This is a genomic window from Rhizobium grahamii CCGE 502, assembly GCF_000298315.2.
GTDB lineage: Bacteria > Pseudomonadota > Alphaproteobacteria > Rhizobiales > Rhizobiaceae > Rhizobium > Rhizobium grahamii.
Window position 1 is genome coordinate 135,624 of record NZ_AEYE02000031.1, and the last position, 15,552, is coordinate 151,175.

The 15,552-nt window shown below is 60.3% G+C and carries 16 protein-coding genes; 10 read left to right on the plus strand and 6 right to left on the minus strand.

The window, feature by feature from the left end; all coding sequences use genetic code 11:
* Positions 1-53 precede the first annotated feature (53 nt).
* The 7 genes from RGCCGE502_RS25215 (at position 54) to RGCCGE502_RS25245 (ending at position 7,423) form a co-directional block, all read left to right on the plus strand.
* Positions 54-2,357 carry a putative bifunctional diguanylate cyclase/phosphodiesterase gene (locus tag RGCCGE502_RS25215; RefSeq protein ID WP_016557037.1) on the plus strand — a complete coding sequence of 768 codons (2,304 nt, stop codon included), beginning with the start codon at positions 54-56 and terminating at the stop codon, positions 2,355-2,357.
* 150 nt (positions 2,358-2,507) lie between these two features.
* Positions 2,508-3,260, plus strand: a complete 753-nt coding sequence (locus tag RGCCGE502_RS25220; protein ID WP_040675601.1) for an N-acyl amino acid synthase FeeM domain-containing protein — start codon at positions 2,508-2,510, stop codon at positions 3,258-3,260.
* A 183-nt stretch (positions 3,261-3,443) separates the two neighbouring features.
* Positions 3,444-3,668, plus strand: coding sequence for an aa3-type cytochrome c oxidase subunit IV (locus RGCCGE502_RS25225; protein WP_016557039.1), 225 nt, complete (start codon positions 3,444-3,446; stop codon positions 3,666-3,668).
* A gap of 101 nt (positions 3,669-3,769) precedes the next feature.
* On the plus strand, positions 3,770-4,918 hold the full coding sequence (locus RGCCGE502_RS25230) for a Re/Si-specific NAD(P)(+) transhydrogenase subunit alpha (RefSeq protein ID WP_016557040.1): 1,149 nt from the start codon (positions 3,770-3,772) through the stop codon (positions 4,916-4,918).
* The gene (locus RGCCGE502_RS25235; RefSeq protein ID WP_016557041.1) at positions 4,918-5,316 is read left to right on the plus strand and encodes a proton-translocating transhydrogenase family protein; all 399 of its coding nucleotides are present in this window, start codon (positions 4,918-4,920) and stop codon (positions 5,314-5,316) included. Before RGCCGE502_RS25230 ends, RGCCGE502_RS25235 begins: the two co-directional genes overlap by 1 nt.
* A gap of 7 nt (positions 5,317-5,323) precedes the next feature.
* Positions 5,324-6,718 (plus strand): NAD(P)(+) transhydrogenase (Re/Si-specific) subunit beta, encoded by a 1,395-nt coding sequence (locus tag RGCCGE502_RS25240; RefSeq protein ID WP_016557042.1) that lies wholly within the window; start codon positions 5,324-5,326, stop codon positions 6,716-6,718.
* Between the two features lie 81 nt (positions 6,719-6,799).
* The gene (locus RGCCGE502_RS25245; RefSeq protein WP_016557043.1) at positions 6,800-7,423 is read left to right on the plus strand and encodes a LysE family translocator; all 624 of its coding nucleotides are present in this window, start codon (positions 6,800-6,802) and stop codon (positions 7,421-7,423) included.
* Positions 7,424-7,474: 51 nt separating this feature from the next.
* On the opposite strand, the gene RGCCGE502_RS25250 is transcribed toward RGCCGE502_RS25245, so the two are convergent.
* From RGCCGE502_RS25250 to rpsU (RGCCGE502_RS25270), 5 genes are all read right to left on the minus strand, one after another.
* A complete protein-coding gene (locus RGCCGE502_RS25250; protein ID WP_016557044.1) occupies positions 7,475-7,957 on the minus strand; it encodes a DUF992 domain-containing protein in 483 nt (160 codons plus the stop codon).
* 57 nt (positions 7,958-8,014) lie between these two features.
* Entirely contained in the window at positions 8,015-9,673 is a 1,659-nt protein-coding gene (locus RGCCGE502_RS25255; protein WP_016557045.1) for a sensor histidine kinase, read from the minus strand.
* 222 nt (positions 9,674-9,895) lie between these two features.
* A complete protein-coding gene (locus RGCCGE502_RS25260; protein ID WP_016557046.1) occupies positions 9,896-10,960 on the minus strand; it encodes an NAD(P)/FAD-dependent oxidoreductase in 1,065 nt (354 codons plus the stop codon).
* A gap of 25 nt (positions 10,961-10,985) precedes the next feature.
* Positions 10,986-11,849, minus strand: a complete 864-nt coding sequence (locus RGCCGE502_RS25265) for a tetratricopeptide repeat protein (RefSeq protein WP_016557047.1) — start codon at positions 11,847-11,849, stop codon at positions 10,986-10,988.
* A 135-nt stretch (positions 11,850-11,984) separates the two neighbouring features.
* Positions 11,985-12,197, minus strand: a complete 213-nt coding sequence (rpsU, locus tag RGCCGE502_RS25270) for a 30S ribosomal protein S21 (RefSeq protein ID WP_003585885.1) — start codon at positions 12,195-12,197, stop codon at positions 11,985-11,987.
* A 448-nt stretch (positions 12,198-12,645) separates the two neighbouring features.
* Between rpsU (RGCCGE502_RS25270) and RGCCGE502_RS25275 the strand changes: the two genes are divergently transcribed.
* From RGCCGE502_RS25275 to RGCCGE502_RS25290, 3 genes are all read left to right on the plus strand, one after another.
* On the plus strand, positions 12,646-12,855 hold the full coding sequence (locus RGCCGE502_RS25275; RefSeq protein ID WP_016557048.1) for a cold-shock protein: 210 nt from the start codon (positions 12,646-12,648) through the stop codon (positions 12,853-12,855).
* Positions 12,856-13,312: 457 nt separating this feature from the next.
* The gene (gene rpsU / locus RGCCGE502_RS25285; protein ID WP_007527643.1) at positions 13,313-13,552 is read left to right on the plus strand and encodes a 30S ribosomal protein S21; all 240 of its coding nucleotides are present in this window, start codon (positions 13,313-13,315) and stop codon (positions 13,550-13,552) included.
* Positions 13,553-13,586: 34 nt separating this feature from the next.
* Entirely contained in the window at positions 13,587-13,805 is a 219-nt protein-coding gene (locus tag RGCCGE502_RS25290; protein WP_016557050.1) for a hypothetical protein, read from the plus strand.
* Between the two features lie 92 nt (positions 13,806-13,897).
* On the opposite strand, the gene RGCCGE502_RS25295 is transcribed toward RGCCGE502_RS25290, so the two are convergent.
* On the minus strand, positions 13,898-15,331 hold the full coding sequence (locus tag RGCCGE502_RS25295) for a DUF1254 domain-containing protein (protein ID WP_016557051.1): 1,434 nt from the start codon (positions 15,329-15,331) through the stop codon (positions 13,898-13,900).
* Positions 15,332-15,552: the final 221 nt, after the last annotated feature.

The window sequence follows — 15,552 nt, forward strand, 5'->3', positions numbered from 1 at the left end:
AATCAATTTTTAAAGGGTTGGGGATAAGGTTTCGCCGCACAGGGAAAGTATGGATGAAGCCACATAACCCGAACAGGGTCCCTACCGACGTTTATCTGTCGTTTGTCAGTTCCCTCTTCGGGAATCGCATGACACTCGTCGCGGGTGTCGTCGTGCATGTGGTTGCCTTCCTCGCTGTTGCCCTGAAAACCAGTTCCCCATTCTACGTCGTTCTTTCGCTCGGTTTTCTTGCGGTTTTCGCCGGCCGCATGGTCACCTTCCGCATGTTCGACAAGGTCGACAAGCCGACGCTGTCGCGCGACGAGATCGAACATTGGGAAACGGTCTACGTTATCGGTGCCGCCTCGACGGCCGCCGTCCTTGGCATCGGCAGCGGTTACGCGATCTTCTTCCTGCAGGATCCGTTTGCCGAACTGGCCTGCATCGCCGTCACCATGGCGTCGATGGTCTCGGTGGTCGGCCGAAACTACGGATCGCAAAAGGCGATCGACCTGCAGACGCTGGCGTGCTGCCTGCCGATGATCATTTGCAGCCTGATGGCGCTCGACTTCTATCGTGCGATCCTGTCGGCCTTCCTCATTCCGTTCGGTCTGACGACGCGAGCAATGGCGAATGGCGTGCGCGAGTTCCTCTATGAGAACGTCATTGCGCGCCGCCAGATCTCGATGATCGCCGATCGCTTCGATACGGCGCTCAACAACATGCCGCACGGCCTGGTGATGGTTGATCCGGAAAACCGCATTCAGGTCATCAACCGCAAGGCCTGCGACCTCCTGAAGATCGGCGATCCGGACCGGCTGAAGGAGCGCGACCTCGGTGCGGTGCTGCGCTACGGCGCCCGCTACAGCTTTATGGATTCCACGCAGCCGGAGCTTATCCTGCGGCAGATGACGCACGTCGCCGAAGGCAAGCTGTCGCGCACGCTGATCCACTTTCCTGAAGACCTGTCGTTGGAGTTTTCCGCCAGCCGCCGTGCCGACGGTGGCGCCGTGTTGATTTTTGAAGACGTGTCGAGCCGCGTGAAGGCCGAGCAGAAGATCCTGCACATGGTTCGCTTCGATGCGCTGACCGGCCTGCCGAACCGCGAGTACTTCAGCCATCTCGTGCAAGACTACCTAGGCAAGCATCCGAAGAAGCGTGGCCCCGTCGGCTTCATGGTTCTGGATATCGACGAGTTCAAGCATGTCAACGACATGCGGGGCCACATCACTGGCGACCGCCTGCTCTGTGCCATCGCAGCCCGCATCGCCAAGCAGGCGGGCAAGGCCATTGTCGGTCGCCTGATGGGCGACCAGTTCATCCTATTCTTCCCGCACGCGAAGGACATGGCCGCGCTTGACGCCGAGATCCACCGTTTCCATGAGAGCATTCAGGGCAACTACGAGGCCGATGACGTCACCTTCCTCGTTTCGCTGAGCGCCGGCTTTGCGATTCTCGAGAGTGATGCCTTCGCAATGGAGGAGTGGAGCATCAAGGCGGATCTCGCGCTCTTCGAGAGCAAGTCGAAACAGCGCGGCGGCATTGCCGGCTTCGAACGCGAGATGGATGGCCGCTATATTGAGCAGCAGAAGCTCAAGGCGGATCTGCGCGAGGCGATCGGCAAGCACGGCCTCAGCATCGCCTACCAGCCGATGTTCAAGGCCGACGGAACACGCATCGAATGCGCCGAGGCGCTGGCGCGCTGGGTCCACCCCGAGAAGGGCGCGATCCCACCTGACGTCTTCATTCGTCTTGCAGAGGAGATGGGCATCATCTCGGAGATTACGCGCTTCATCCTCATGAAGGCGTGCGCCGACTGCATGAGCTGGCCGGATCATATCGCCGTTTCCGTCAACCTGTCGGCGCGCGATCTGCGCGACGCGGATATTCTTGCCGTCGTTTCCGAAGCGCTTGAGGCGTCGGGTCTCGAGCCTGCGCGATTGCATCTCGAAATTACCGAAAGCTGCCTGATCGATGAGCCGGCCGCCGTACGCGCGATCCTCGCCGAACTCAGGGCGCGCGGGATCACGATAGCGATCGACGACTTCGGCACCGGCTTCTCGAGCCTCAGCTATCTCGACACGCTGCCGCTTGACATCGTCAAGATCGACCGCTCGTTCCTGCGCAACATTGTCGAGGACGGCCGCCGCCTCAAGTTGCTGCGCGGCACCGTCAACCTAGCGCGCGAACTCGGCCTCAAGATCGTCACCGAGGGTGTCGAGACCACCGAGCAACTGGCCTTGCTCAACAAATATCGTGCCACCGATCTGGTGCAGGGTTACGTCTTCTCGCCGGCCGTTCCGGCGCAGAACATCGCCATCCTCTCCCAAAGCCTCAGTCGCCGCACGGCCCCACGTCGTCGCCCGAAAGTTGCATGATCCGAGCGGTCGTTTCGGCCGGCGGCTCTGTCGTTCAAAAGCGGACCATTAACCTTAACAATTCAAATATAACGCAAATCCTCGCAGCATTCTTGCCCTTCGCCCGGTTCCGTATGATTAATGCTTCGTTAACAGGCGGACCGGGTAACTATGGCAGACAGCCCTTTAAAGACGAGTGATTTCAGCAGTAAACTTCTTGAGATAATGGACCATGTCGAATACCGCCGCGTCGAAAGCGGCGAGGACATGGAAGAGGTGGAACGCCTGCGCTACAAGGCCTACAAGGCCCGTGAAGTGCTTCCGGTCGCCGCCAAAAGCATGATCGACGAAGCCGATTTCGATAGCCAGGCGTATGTTTTCGGACTGTACTATTATGAACAGCTCGTCAGCACGATTCGCATCCATCACGTGACGCCGGACCATCGTGTCTCACAATCGGGCGGTATCTTTCCGGCCGAAATGGATGCGTTTCTGGACGCGGGGCTGAGCCTGATCGATCCGGCGCGCTTTGCTGCCGACCCCGAACTCAGCACGGAAATGCCGTGGATCCCTTATCTGACGCTGCGTCCGAACATCGTCGCTGCAGCACATTTTCGCGCGGACCGTGTGATGCAGCATGTGCGCCCGGCGCATGCGGCCTTCTACAAGCGCGTCTTCTACGCCGACACCGTCGTCGCAAGCCGGATGACCGAGACCTATGGTTTCGACCTGACGCTGATGGCGACCAACGTCATCGAGGTCGGCCGGAAGCTGCTGACGCGCTATCCGTTCTTCATTTCGAGCGCCAGCGAACAGCGGATGATGTTCTCGCGTACGCCCAATCACACGCTGCCGCCGCTGACCATCATACCGACGGCGCGTTTCATGGCTGAGGGCGATCTCGGGACCGATCTTCCCCTGTGATCCCATCCGCTTGAATTTGGCTGAGAATGTCGCCCGCCTGCGGCATTCTCATGCATTGCGCTTTCTCGAAGCTTTGTGTAATCCCTCTGCAGGGACATTTCCTCGTGGGATCGAGGGAATCATGACAGTCGAACGGTCGTGCTGCTTGCGTGCTGACCGGGAAGTTTGAGGGAGACGATATTCATGGCCGAGCATCACACGGGACCTGCCGAGGTCGGCGCGCCGATGGACTACAACGAACACGAGCAGACTTACAACATGTTCCTTGCCGCGACGAAGTACGGCACGCTGTTTCTTGTGGCTCTCCTGCTTGGCATGACGGCTGGCTTCTTCACCGGTGCTGGCTTCCTCGGTGGCCTTGTTGTCCTGCTGATCGTCTTCATCGCTGGCCTCGTTCTGCTGCGCTAGACGCAGCGCGGGGAGGGGGCGCTTTTCCAAAGCTTTGACTGAATGCTCGGGCTGGGCAGGCGAAGCCTGCGGCAGACTGGCTGACCCGGAGGAGGGGGCGGTTGGGCAACGTTGTTTTTGTGGCGAAGGAAACCACGGGGGATGAGACGCGCGTCGCCGCGTCCGTCGAAACCGTAAAGAAGATGATCGGCCTTGGCCTCGACGTCGTCGTCGAGGCTGGCGCCGGTGCGAAGTCGAAAATTCCGGATGCGGAATTCGAGGCAGTCGGTGCACGGATCGGTTCGGTCGGTGCGGCAGCGACCGCCGATGTGGTGCTGAAGGTCCGGCGCCCGACCGACGAGGAGATCGCCGGTTACAAGAGCGGTTTGATCGTGATCGCGGTCATGGATCCCTACGGCAATGACGAGGCGATCGCAGCCATGGCCAAGGCCGGGCTTTCCAGCTTCGCCATGGAACTGATGCCGCGCATCACCCGCGCGCAGTCTATGGACGTTCTTTCCTCACAGGCTAACCTTGCAGGCTACCAGGCGGTGATCGAAGCGGCGGCGGTCTATGATCGTGCCATGCCGATGATGATGACGGCGGCCGGCACTGTTCCGGCGGCCAAGGTCTTCGTCATGGGCGCCGGTGTTGCCGGCCTGCAGGCGATTGCCACGGCGCGTCGTCTCGGCGCTGCGGTGTCCGCGACCGACGTTCGCCCGGCCGCCAAGGAGCAGGTTGCCTCGCTCGGTGCGAAGTTCATCGCCGTCGAGGACGAGGAATTCAAGGCGGCCGAGACCGCCGGCGGCTACGCCAAGGAAATGTCCAAGGAATACCAGGCGAAGCAGGCGGCACTCGTGGCCGATCACATCGCCAAGCAGGACATCGTCATCACCACAGCCCTGATTCCGGGGCGTCCGGCACCGAAGCTGGTCTCGCGTGAGATGCTGAAGTCGATGAAGCCAGGTGCGGTTGCCGTCGATCTCGCCGTCGAGCGCGGCGGCAACATCGAAGGCGTCAAGCCGGGCAAGGTCGCCGACGTCGATGGCGTGCGCGTCATCGGTTACGCAAACATGGCCGGTCGGATCGCGGCCAGCGCCTCGGCTCTCTACGCCAAGAACCTCGTCACCTTCCTCGAGACCATGGTCAACAAGGAAACAAAGACGATTGCCCTCAATCTCGAGGACGAATTGATCAAGGCGACGATGCTCACGCATGTGGGCAATGTCGTGCACCCGACATTCGGCGGCACGAAGAAGGGGGATAACTGATGGCCAGTGAAGCAATGGACAAGGCGCTGGAGCAATTGAACCAGGCCGTGAATGCCGTGACGTCGGCTGCTGCCCACGCGCCGGAGGCCGCAAGTGCCGCCACAGGCGGCGCGATCGACCCCTTCGTGTTCCAGTTCGCGATCTTCGTACTGGCGATCTTCGTCGGCTATTACGTCGTCTGGTCGGTGACGCCGGCGCTGCACACGCCGCTGATGGCGGTCACCAACGCGATCTCCTCGGTCATCGTTGTCGGTGCGCTCCTGGCGGTCGGCATTTCGACGAGCGGGCTTGCAACCGGCTTCGGCTTCGTCGCGCTCGTTCTCGTCTCGGTGAACATCTTTGGCGGCTTCCTTGTCACCCAGCGCATGCTGGCGATGTACAAGAAGAAGGATAAGTGAGGACCGCATGAGCAGTATCGCAGCCTTCCTTTATCTTGTCTCCGGCGTTCTCTTCATCCTGGCATTGCGCGGGCTTTCCCATCCGGCCAGCAGCCGCAAGGGCAATCTCTACGGCATGGCCGGCATGGCGATCGCCATCCTCACCACGCTGACGCTGGCGACGCCATCCTTCGGTGGCTTCGTGCTGATCGTCCTCGGTCTCGCGATCGGCGGCGGCGCAGGCGCCTATATTGCCCGGGTCATTCCGATGACGTCGATGCCGCAGCTGGTTGCCGGGTTTCACTCGCTGGTAGGCTTCGCGGCCGTTCTGGTCGCGGCTTCGGCGCTCTACACGCCGTCGTCCTTCGGCATTGGCAACATCGGTGAGATCCACACCGAGGCGAGGATCGAAATGGCGCTCGGGGTCGCCATCGGCGCCTTGACCTTCACCGGCTCGATCATCGCCTTCCTGAAGCTTGATGGGCGCATGTCCGGCAAGCCGATCATGCTGCCCTTCCGGCACGTCATCAACATCGCGCTGCTGGTGCTGATCGTCCTCTTCATCGTCGGCCTCGCCGCGACGGAAAGCCATTTCGATTTCTGGGCGGTCGTCGTTCTGTCGCTGGCGCTCGGCGTTCTGCTGATCGTGCCGATCGGCGGCGCCGACATGCCTGTCGTCGTCTCGATGCTGAACTCCTATTCGGGCTGGGCCGCCGCCGGCATCGGCTTCACGCTCGGCAACCTGGCGCTGATCATAACCGGGGCGCTGGTCGGCTCGTCGGGTGCGATCCTGTCCTACATCATGTGCAAGGGCATGAACCGTTCGTTCATCTCGGTCATCCTCGGCGGCTTCGGCGGCGAGACAGTGAGTGGTAGCACTGACAATTCAGACAAGACGGTCAAGCTCGGCTCGGCCGAGGATGCCGCCTATCTGATGGCCAATGCCTCCAAGGTGATCATCGTTCCCGGCTACGGCATGGCGGTGGCGCAGGCGCAGCACGCGCTTCGCGAAATGACCGACAATCTGAAAAAGAACGGCGTCGAGGTGAAGTACGCGATCCATCCGGTCGCGGGCCGCATGCCGGGCCATATGAACGTGCTGCTGGCGGAAGCGAATGTGCCTTATGACGAAGTCTTCGAGCTCGAGGACATCAACTCGGAATTTGCGCAGGCTGACGTTGCCTATGTCATCGGTGCCAACGACGTGACCAATCCGGCTGCTCGCGACGACAAGACCTCGCCGATCTACGGCATGCCGATCCTCGATGTCGACAAGGCCAAGACATGCCTTTTCGTCAAGCGCTCGCTCGGCTCCGGTTACGCCGGCATCGACAACACGCTGTTCTACAAGGACGGCACGATGATGCTGCTCGGCGATGCCAAGAAGGTCACCGAGGAAATCAACAAGGCGATCGGCCACTGAGGCATCGCCAGCGTGCTTGATCTCGATTAAACTAGAAGGGCGCAGGCTTGGTCTGCGCCCTTTGTTTTGCACGGTGATGTCATGTCCCTCGAAACGCTGCTCCTCTACGTTCCCGCCTGTTTTGCGCTGAACATGGCATTTGGTCCGAACAACCTGCTCTCGGTGACGATCGGCGCCCGGGCTGGAATGGGTATGGCGATTGCGGCCTCGACCGGCCGCATCGTTGCCTTCGCCATCATGATCGCGATCACAGCCTTCGGTCTCGGCGCCCTCTTGATGGCATCAGGAGTGGCTTTCTCGATCGTGAAGTGGCTGGGTGTCGCTTATCTGCTCTGGATTGGCTTCAAGCTGTTCCGCGCCAAGGTGGATGTGTCGGAACTGGCGGCTGCCCATCACCCTTCAACGTTCAGGGCCTATCTGCGGCAAGAATTTCTCGTCGCGTCGAGCAATCCCAAAGCGATCCTGATCTTTACGGCGTTCCTGCCGCAGTTCGTCGAACCCAGTGCCTACTGGCAGAGTTTCTTCACGCTTGGGGCAATCTTCCTGGTCTTGGAGGTTGTGGCGATCGCCATCTATGCCTTCGTCGGTTCCCGACTTCGTGGCGTCATGCGCAACGCCTGGGCGGTTCGGTTGGTCGATCGCATCAGCGGTACGATGATGATGCTGTTCGGGGGCGCTCTTGCCCTGACACACCGCTCCGCCTGACAAGGAGGAGAGAGACCGACCGGCCTCTCTCCCTTTCGGCGCGACCTGAAATCAGGTGGCAGCCGGCGCCAGCGTCAGTTTCTCCACGCCGAGCGCGAGGTTAAGACCCTCCTGGGCCTGCACGTTCAACGGCTGCAGCATGAAGGATTGGTTGGTGCCGCCGGCGATGACCTTGGCACCAGCACCGGCGCCGAAACTCGCATCGGCGCCTACGCCGAAGTATTCACCGGCCAGCGCGAAATCGGGAATATTGGTTCCAGTCTTGGCCAGAACCTGCCAGATCATCACGGTTTTGCCCGTCTGGCCGACATCCAGCCCGAATTTCTGGATCGTCCCGGCATAGACGACCTTCGGTCCGCCTTCCGCCGGCGTGTAGGTGCAGAGGAGGTTCTTCTGCGACGTGACGATCATTCCCTGGCCGCCCTGCGATCCGCAGACAAGCCGGCCGAGTGTCACATAGTTTGCTGCACTTGCCGGGTTGGCGATGGCGGCTACTGCGGCAGCCGCCGCGGCAATCATCGTTTCCCTGAACATGGTTTTCTCCTTTCGAGTAGCCTGTCGGAAACGAACGTTTGCATGGTTTGTTCCGCGCTAGGCGCGCTCGAAGGAGCGGCGTGGCGCCGTCAACGTCCAATAGAAGCCCTCAGGCCGGAACTCAATCTCGACCGTTCCGGAAAAGGCTGCGGCAGCGTGGTTCTTGATGATCGTCGTACCGAAACCCGAACCCTCGGGCGCGCGGGTGTGCGGGCCGTCGCGTTCTTCCCACGTAAAGAGAATGAGGGGCTCCTTGCGCGTTTCGTCCTGGGCGTCCCGCCAGCTCAGCCGAACGCGGCCATGGGGGACGGAAAGGGCCCCGTACTTTACCGAATTGGTCGCCAGTTCATGCAGCACGAGGCCGAAATTCTGGACGACATCGGGCTTCAGGGTGAAGTCCTTGCCTAAAACCTCGGCCTGTTCGGTTGCCTGGGGAAAGCTCTTAAAGTGGATGTCGATCACCCGCCGCAGCGATGCACCCGCCCATTGCTCGCTGGTGAGAAGGTCGATCGAGCGCGACAGGCCCTCAAGGCGGTCGGCAACCGCAGCCTGGTACGCCTCAACGCTGTCGGCGCGCTTCGCGACCTGGCGCATCATCGCCTGAACCAGCGTCAGCAGGTTCTTGGTGCGGTGCACGAGTTCGTTCATCACGAAGTGCAGGCGGTCCTCGGTCTGGCTCCGGTCGAAAGAGGCATTGGAGAGCGCGACCGCGACCTGGTTGGCCTCGATCACGCTGGTTTCGATCGGCGCCACGATGTGGCCTTCGCCCATGCGATTGGCCATCTCAGCGATGGAGCGGATCGTCGTGCGGACCTGGCGCGCCACCACATAGGCGGCCAGAATCGCGACGAGCATCAGTGCCAGGCCTCCGATGATCAGAAAACGCCACGTCGTCAGTATCGACGCCTGCGCCGTGGCGACTGGCCCCCATATCACGGCCTTCCAGGACCAACCGGGAATCTGCGCGTAGCCCAGCATCGCCCTCGGCAGGACCTGCTTGTTCTCATAGACGCCGCTGGAACTGACGAGTGAGGGAAGAATGCTCGGATTGAAAGGCTGGCCGAAGCCGATATTCGTAGCGCCGGCGGATGCCACGACATGGCCACTCTGATCGATGACAGCCGCCGACCAATCGTTCGGCAGGCCTTCCGTGGTGACCAGTTTCGCAAGGTCCCTGGCATTTTGCGTGATGATCAACGCCCTGACCCTGCCGGCCTGCATCGGCATCGTGACGTTGTAGACGAATTCGCCGCTCGTTCGTCCCATGAACACATCCGAGGCCTCGATCCGCCCCGATTTGATGGCTGCTTCGATCGAGGGGAGATTGCCCGCCTTGCCGAGCGGCTCGCCGTAGTCCCGACGCGTGTTCAAGAGCTGCTGCCCGTTCTCATCGACGGCGAGGACGTAGAGGTTATCCGCCCGCAAAGATGTTTCGGTGCGGGCGTGGAACGACGCGAAGTCGTTGCTCTCCAATTCCGGTGAGTTCGAAAGCAACCTTAAGGTTGTGGCCATGTCTTGAAGCTGGCGATCGATGGAGCGGGCGAGGGCAGTGGCATCCTGGGCAGTCTCACGCCTCAGAATTGACCGTTGGTTGTCTTCCAGCTGCGCGAGTAAAAGTGCCACAAGGGCGAAAATCGGCAGGGCCGTGGCAACGGCCATCGCAATCAGGTAGGTCCCGATCGATGCTTTCGGAAAGAATCGGAAGCGGCCCTTCATGAGCCGACACTTCGCACACTTGCGCAGCCGGAAACGCCGGTGCGCGCGCCACTTACAGGCATGAAAGCAAAAAACTGGACCACCGCAATTGCCTTCAATGCGCCCCCGGACCCTCCTGATAGCCTGCTATCGAAATCGCTGCATGTTAGGGACAGGTGCTGCCGCTTGCAACACACTAAAACATGTCGTCCGGCAATTCGCAAATTTTTGTTCGACCGCGTCTCAGCCGAATCTCTTGAGACGGAAGGGGGCGAGTGATGGCTCGATGTCGCCGGTAAGAATCTCGTCAGACGCGAGTAGTCCGACGAGGGGTGCTAGCGTCACGCCGGAATGCATCACGGCAAGGTAGAGGCCGTCCTGGCCGCAATCACCGATGATCGGGAAGCCGTCCTTTGGTGTCGGACGGTACCCGACAGTGAAAAACTCCATGCTCAGCCGCTCGCCCTCTTTTAGGCTTTGCTTCAGCGTCGCAAAGAGTGCAGTAGCAGTGGCATGCTGGTCGGCGCCGGGATCGGTGCCGCCAAAATCGGATCCTGCGATGATGCGGCCGTCGGCCGTCTGGCGCATATGGAGCTCGGTTGCCATCACGAGGCCATTCAGCCGCCGCTCGAAGGGACGTGAGTGAACGATCAGGCCGGGCGGCGCCTCCAAGGGAAGCTTGACCCCGACAGAGGCGGCCAGGGGTATGCTGCCAGCGCCGGCCGCCAGCACGACGTGATCGGCGTCGACGATGCCTGCTGAGGACACCACGCCGGTAATCCGTTCTCCGCTGCGGATAAATCCTTCCACGGCGGCGCTGACGAACCTCGCGCCTCTGGCCTCCGCGTCGGCGAGGAGCAGGCGCGCCGCCCCGACCGGCTCGACGGCCCCTTCCTCCGCGACCTGGAGCGCAGTAGAGGGCACCTGTTTCAGGTACGGTTCGCGCGCTGCGATTGCTTTGAAGTCCAGCCGTTCGATGCCGTAACCCCACGAAGAGTGCTCGACAGCAAAGGCTTCAAGTTGGTCAACCGGCAGATCCCAGCAAATGCCGCCACACCAGGACAACGGCAGTCCGGGCAGGTCGCGCGCCAAACGCTTCCATTCAGCCATCGAGCGCCGGCGAAAATGAAAATAGAACTCGGGGTTGCCCCAGCTGGCATTGATCCAGGCAAAGGAATTGGACGTTGCAACGCCGCCGATATCCTCGGCAATGACGGTGACGGCGGCGCCGTCACGCGTCAGGTGCCAGGCGATGGAGGCGCCGACAATGCCGGAGCCGACGACGACCACATGCTGCTTGGCTGCCATCGTCGTTCTCCTGCTTTGCTATGCCTTAGCCGGTGGTCGCTGCGCCTACGCGGGCAAGACCGTCCTTGGCCGGCTGGTACTTCGGATCGAGGCCGATCGCATGGCGGTAGGAGCGGGCGGCCTTGTCCTTTTCGCCGCGGCGCTCGTAGACCAGCGCCTGGTTGGCCCAGGATTCGGCAATGTTGCCGTTGAGTTCGATCGCGTGATTGAAGTCGGCAAACGCGTTGTCGTCGTCGTTCAAGGCGATATAGGATATGCCGCGGCCGTTATAGGGTTCCGGCGCGTTCGGCGAGAGCGAGATCGCCTTCGAGAAGTCGTCGATCGCCTTGTCCTGCTGATTGCGCTTCTGATAGATCAGCCCGCGATTGTGATAGGCGCGGCCGTCCGTCGTGCCGTTCTGGATCGCCTTGTTGAAATCGTTGAAGGCGGCATCGTCCTGACCGGCGGAGCGGTAGACATTGCCGCGGCCGATCAGAGCCACGTCGTAGTTCGGGTTGATCTGCAGCGCGGAATTGTAATCCTGGATCGCCTGCTGCTGCTGGCCCATGTTGCGGTAGACCAAGGCGCGGTTGGCGTAGGCTTGGTAGAAGCGCGGGTTCAGCTGCAGCGCCGTATTGAAGTCGTTCAGTGCCGCGCGGAAATCGCCGCCACGGCCGTAGGCCGAACCGCGGACGTTGTAGCCTTCCGGATCCTTCGGATTGGCGTTGATGACAGAGGTCAGCGAGGCGATGTTTTCCTGCGAACCCTGTGCCTTGTCGATGCGGATGACAGCATCGGTCGTGTTGCTTGTCGTGCAGCCAGCAAGGCCTAGCGCGGTGACGATTGCGAAAACCGGCAGAACAGCGATTTTCGGCGAACGCAGAGAGCGGGTCTTGGTGATGTCAGCCATGCGGGCTCGTTTTCCCCCAGTGCAGCCGGTCCGTTTCAAGGACGGGCAAGCTTCAGCAGCAAATAAAAAAGCGGTGGCGAACAGATCGCCCCCGCCAACATGCATCTGAAAACGTCGAAATAACGACAGCTACGCTTAGCGTGCGACGAGACCTTCGCGCTGTGCCCGCTTGCGAGCCAGCTTGCGAACACGACGAACAGCTTCGGCCTTTTCGCGAGCGCGCTTCTGCGACGGCTTTTCGTAGTAGTCGCGCATCTTCATTTCGCGGAAAATACCTTCGCGCTGCATCTTTTTCTTGAGAGCGCGGAGAGCCTGATCGACATTGTTATCGCGGACAAGTACCTGCACGAGAATCACGTTCCTTTGGTTTGGTTGATGCCGGCGACGGCAAGACGCCAGAGGCAAAAAAATATACGGTTCGCGCGGCCGGAGCCTTGCGATTGAGGATGCGGATAGCAGAATGGCGGGGGGAAGTCCATATGGTCTCACAAGTCTTGCCGCAAAAAACCGCGCGCGGCGCCGCAAAAACCACTTTTTTTGAGCGCCGAAGACGGCGACATCAGCATAGCTGGGGCGTCGCCGATGGGTGGTGCACCGCGGCCTTGTGCACGGGTCGGGATCAAAAGCCCGGTTCCTTGCCTTGTTTATTCCGTAGTTTGCCTTATATGTAAGCCATCGACTGTTGGTTGTGACCTTTGTCAAAGAGCGCGAAGCTCCGTCAGATTTCCTCTCAAAATCGATCTTAAGCCTTGTGAATAAACGCATGGGCAGTAACGACTATTGAAAGGAGATCGTTATGAATTCAGGTACCGTTAAGTGGTTCAACAGCACCAAGGGTTTCGGCTTCATTCAGCCGGACGATGGGAGCACGGACGTTTTCGTTCATATCTCCGCGGTTGAACGTGCTGGTCTAGGAAACCTGTCCGACGGCCAAAAGATCACCTATGATCTCGTTCGAGACAAGAAGTCCGGCAAGAATTCTGCCGACAACCTGCGCTCAGCTTAATTCTCATTCGGCCTGGCTGACCACGGATGTACTGGCAGCCGAGAGCCTGATGGCGAAGGTCGGGATCAAACCCGGCCTTTTATGCTTTTGATGATCAAGACAGTTCGGTGAAACCAAATGGCATCCATGCCAAGATATGCTATCGGCGACAGCATCGTTTTAAAGGGCGGTTTTGTTCGTACCGAACAGGCGAGCAGGACCTGCAGGATCGCGGCGATTCTTCCGTCTGACGGCAGTCGCGCACAATATCGAGTTCGCTTTGAAGGCGAAAACTTTGATCGGCGGATCCTTGAGAGCGATATCGACATGAGTCAGTCGGCATCCCCTACGCCGAGAGACGACGCCATTGCTGATATCCAGGGCGGATCCTGGCTGAAAACGTCAAGCCTCAGGGTAAGGAAGTAGTTCTCCACTCTGACCAATCGGCAAATGAGTTTGCCGCACGAAAGGAAAGAATTTGCAGGTTCTCGTTCGAGACAACAATGTCGACCAGGCGCTCCGTGTCCTGAAGAAGAAGATGCAGCGCGAAGGTCTCTTCCGCGAGTTCAAGGCGCGCAGCGCTTACGAAAAGCCCTCCGAGAAGCGTGTTCGCGAGAAGGCCGAAGCCGTTCGCCGTCAGCGCAAGCTGGCGCGCAAGAAGCTTCAGCGTGAAGGTCTTCTTCCGGCTCCGAAGAAGGCAGTGCGCCCGGCCCGCTGACCTGCCGTCTGGCAGGTGTAGACAGAGGAAGCAGATGACTTCAAAAGACGAACTCTTCAATCCGGCCAAGCTCTCTCCGCGCGACAAGGCAGCTGCCACCGATACGACCGCGAAAGCGATCATCACGGCCGAAGCTGCGGCGCGCGAAAAGAAAACGGAGCGACTGAAGGCCTTGCGCCTGCAGCAGGAGGCCGAAGCGCCGCCGGCCGCCGCCCCGGCCAAGAAGCGTCGGACAGTGCCAAAGTCGGCTTGATCCCCAGGCAGCCTCGCGCTCTTGAGCGCGAGGGCTCTCATTGGTCGAGCCGACCTAGGTTCGGAGCGCGAGATGCCGTAGGTGCGGATGCACTACTGTGCGGTAACCTGTTGGAGCGCAGGCACCATTTCTATCGGAGGCGGATTCCACTTCCCTGTGAGCGCTTCGCTTGCCGGTCCGTAGAGGCGCATGGTCAGGTTGAATGACCCGGCGGGTGCCGGTAGCCAGTTCGCTTCCTTGTCCTCGCCTGGGCTCTTGTTCTGGAAATAGAGATCAAGCGACCCGTCAGCGTTGTAGACGAACGGCATCCAGCTGCTGACGGCAAAGCGGTTGAGGCTGTTGCCGACCTGGAATCCCTCCGGATCGTAAAGCGTGATCGACCAGAACGCCTTGACTGGCGGCAGGTTCGCCTTGTCGAAATGAATCTTGTAGCTGTTCATTCCGTTTAGCGGGTTTCCCTTTTCGTCGCCGAGATTGAGCGGATAGATTGCGTCCTCCGGCAGGTTCGCCCCGAGGCCGAGCTGCGCGACGATCGCCCGCTTCAGATAGTAATTGCCGTAGACGCCCATCGTGTCGGTGTTCATCGACCAGTTGTTGGCCACGCGCGCAAGCGTCGGGATTTTCCACTCCATCAGCTTCTGTGCTTCGGCCGGGACATCCTTCAAGGCGGCGGCGATTTCAGGGCTGACCTTGCTCTTGTCGAAACTCTTGCCGGGTTCCATTCCGATCCGCTTCATCCGGCTTATGATCGGCTGGTCGGTGGCGTGCGGCGGATTGACCTTCAGCAGCTCCGCCGCATAGGCAAAGAAGTCCTCCGCCGCCATCCCGTCCACCGTCTTCTTTGGCGGGGTTTTCATGTCAATGTCAGGATTGATCGTGACCTTGGCGGGTTCGGCCGTCTTGCCCCATTGCGACAGCGGTGTGACCGTGTAGCCGGCCTGGATCTTGTGAACGGCGTCGTAATCGGGCGGCCCATCCGTTTTCGTGCGTCCGATGACCCAGACATAGGGTGTCGGCGCGTCGATCCTTTGGGTTCCGGCGGGCAGGTCCTTGCCCGTCCAGCCCGGGGGCACAACCGCAAAATCGGCCTTCGCGGTTCCCGTCGTGCGCCAGCCCGGCGAGGCGAACACATCGGACCACATGTCCAGCATCGGCAGCAGATAGTAGCGCCCGTTCGTGTCGGGAGCTGAAACGATCATCGGTTCCTTGGTCATATCAAGCCAGGCGACCGAGTAGAGCGTGTCGAAATTCGGCCGAACGACATCCCTGAATTCCGCTGTCGGAAACTCCGGAACGTTGGTGAACGTGTTGGCCGGACCTCGACCCATCGTCTTGCCGGCTTCGACGTTCGTGGCTTGTGCGCGGGTTAGATCCATGGTGACCAGCGGATAGAGATAGAGATAGGCATCGACGCCGATCGCTGATGCTTCCTCTTTTGTCAGGGTGTCCTCTGCGGCGACCTGGTCGCTCAGGCACGCGCCGGATAAAAGCAGGCCAATTGTAAGGGTGATGAAATGCGATCGCATGACTAATCCTCCCAGAGACCGGACAGCGGGCATCGTGCCGTGTCGGCCGGTTTCATTTATGCCAGATCGGACACTAACCCATGCGGCGCCGACGTCTGGCCTATGAATGTTGTCACTGCTGCCGACTCGAAACCCTCAACGCGCAAAAGGAGCGCGTGGCAGCGCGTGAACTATGCGCCTAAAAATTGTAAGTGCAAACAGTCTAAAATAACGGGTATGAC

Excerpts from the sequence above, each read along its gene's own strand:
- RGCCGE502_RS25245 (WP_016557043.1), top strand. The coding sequence starts at position 6,800 with ATGTCCCTCGAAACGCTGCTCCTCTACGTTCCCGCCTGTTTTGCGCTG.
- RGCCGE502_RS25295 (WP_016557051.1), bottom strand. The coding sequence starts at position 15,331 with ATGCGATCGCATTTCATCACCCTTACAATTGGCCTGCTTTTATCCGGC.
- RGCCGE502_RS25215 (WP_016557037.1), top strand. The coding sequence starts at position 54 with ATGAAGCCACATAACCCGAACAGGGTCCCTACCGACGTTTATCTGTCG.
- RGCCGE502_RS25255 (WP_016557045.1), bottom strand. The coding sequence starts at position 9,673 with ATGAAGGGCCGCTTCCGATTCTTTCCGAAAGCATCGATCGGGACCTAC.
- RGCCGE502_RS25250 (WP_016557044.1), bottom strand. The coding sequence starts at position 7,957 with ATGTTCAGGGAAACGATGATTGCCGCGGCGGCTGCCGCAGTAGCCGCC.
- RGCCGE502_RS25265 (WP_016557047.1), bottom strand. The coding sequence starts at position 11,849 with ATGGCTGACATCACCAAGACCCGCTCTCTGCGTTCGCCGAAAATCGCT.
- RGCCGE502_RS25260 (WP_016557046.1), bottom strand. The coding sequence starts at position 10,960 with ATGGCAGCCAAGCAGCATGTGGTCGTCGTCGGCTCCGGCATTGTCGGC.
- RGCCGE502_RS25290 (WP_016557050.1), top strand. The coding sequence starts at position 13,587 with ATGACTTCAAAAGACGAACTCTTCAATCCGGCCAAGCTCTCTCCGCGC.
- RGCCGE502_RS25240 (WP_016557042.1), top strand. The coding sequence starts at position 5,324 with ATGAGCAGTATCGCAGCCTTCCTTTATCTTGTCTCCGGCGTTCTCTTC.
- RGCCGE502_RS25235 (WP_016557041.1), top strand. The coding sequence starts at position 4,918 with ATGGCCAGTGAAGCAATGGACAAGGCGCTGGAGCAATTGAACCAGGCC.
- RGCCGE502_RS25275 (WP_016557048.1), top strand. The coding sequence starts at position 12,646 with ATGAATTCAGGTACCGTTAAGTGGTTCAACAGCACCAAGGGTTTCGGC.
- RGCCGE502_RS25220 (WP_040675601.1), top strand. The coding sequence starts at position 2,508 with ATGGCAGACAGCCCTTTAAAGACGAGTGATTTCAGCAGTAAACTTCTT.
- RGCCGE502_RS25225 (WP_016557039.1), top strand. The coding sequence starts at position 3,444 with ATGGCCGAGCATCACACGGGACCTGCCGAGGTCGGCGCGCCGATGGAC.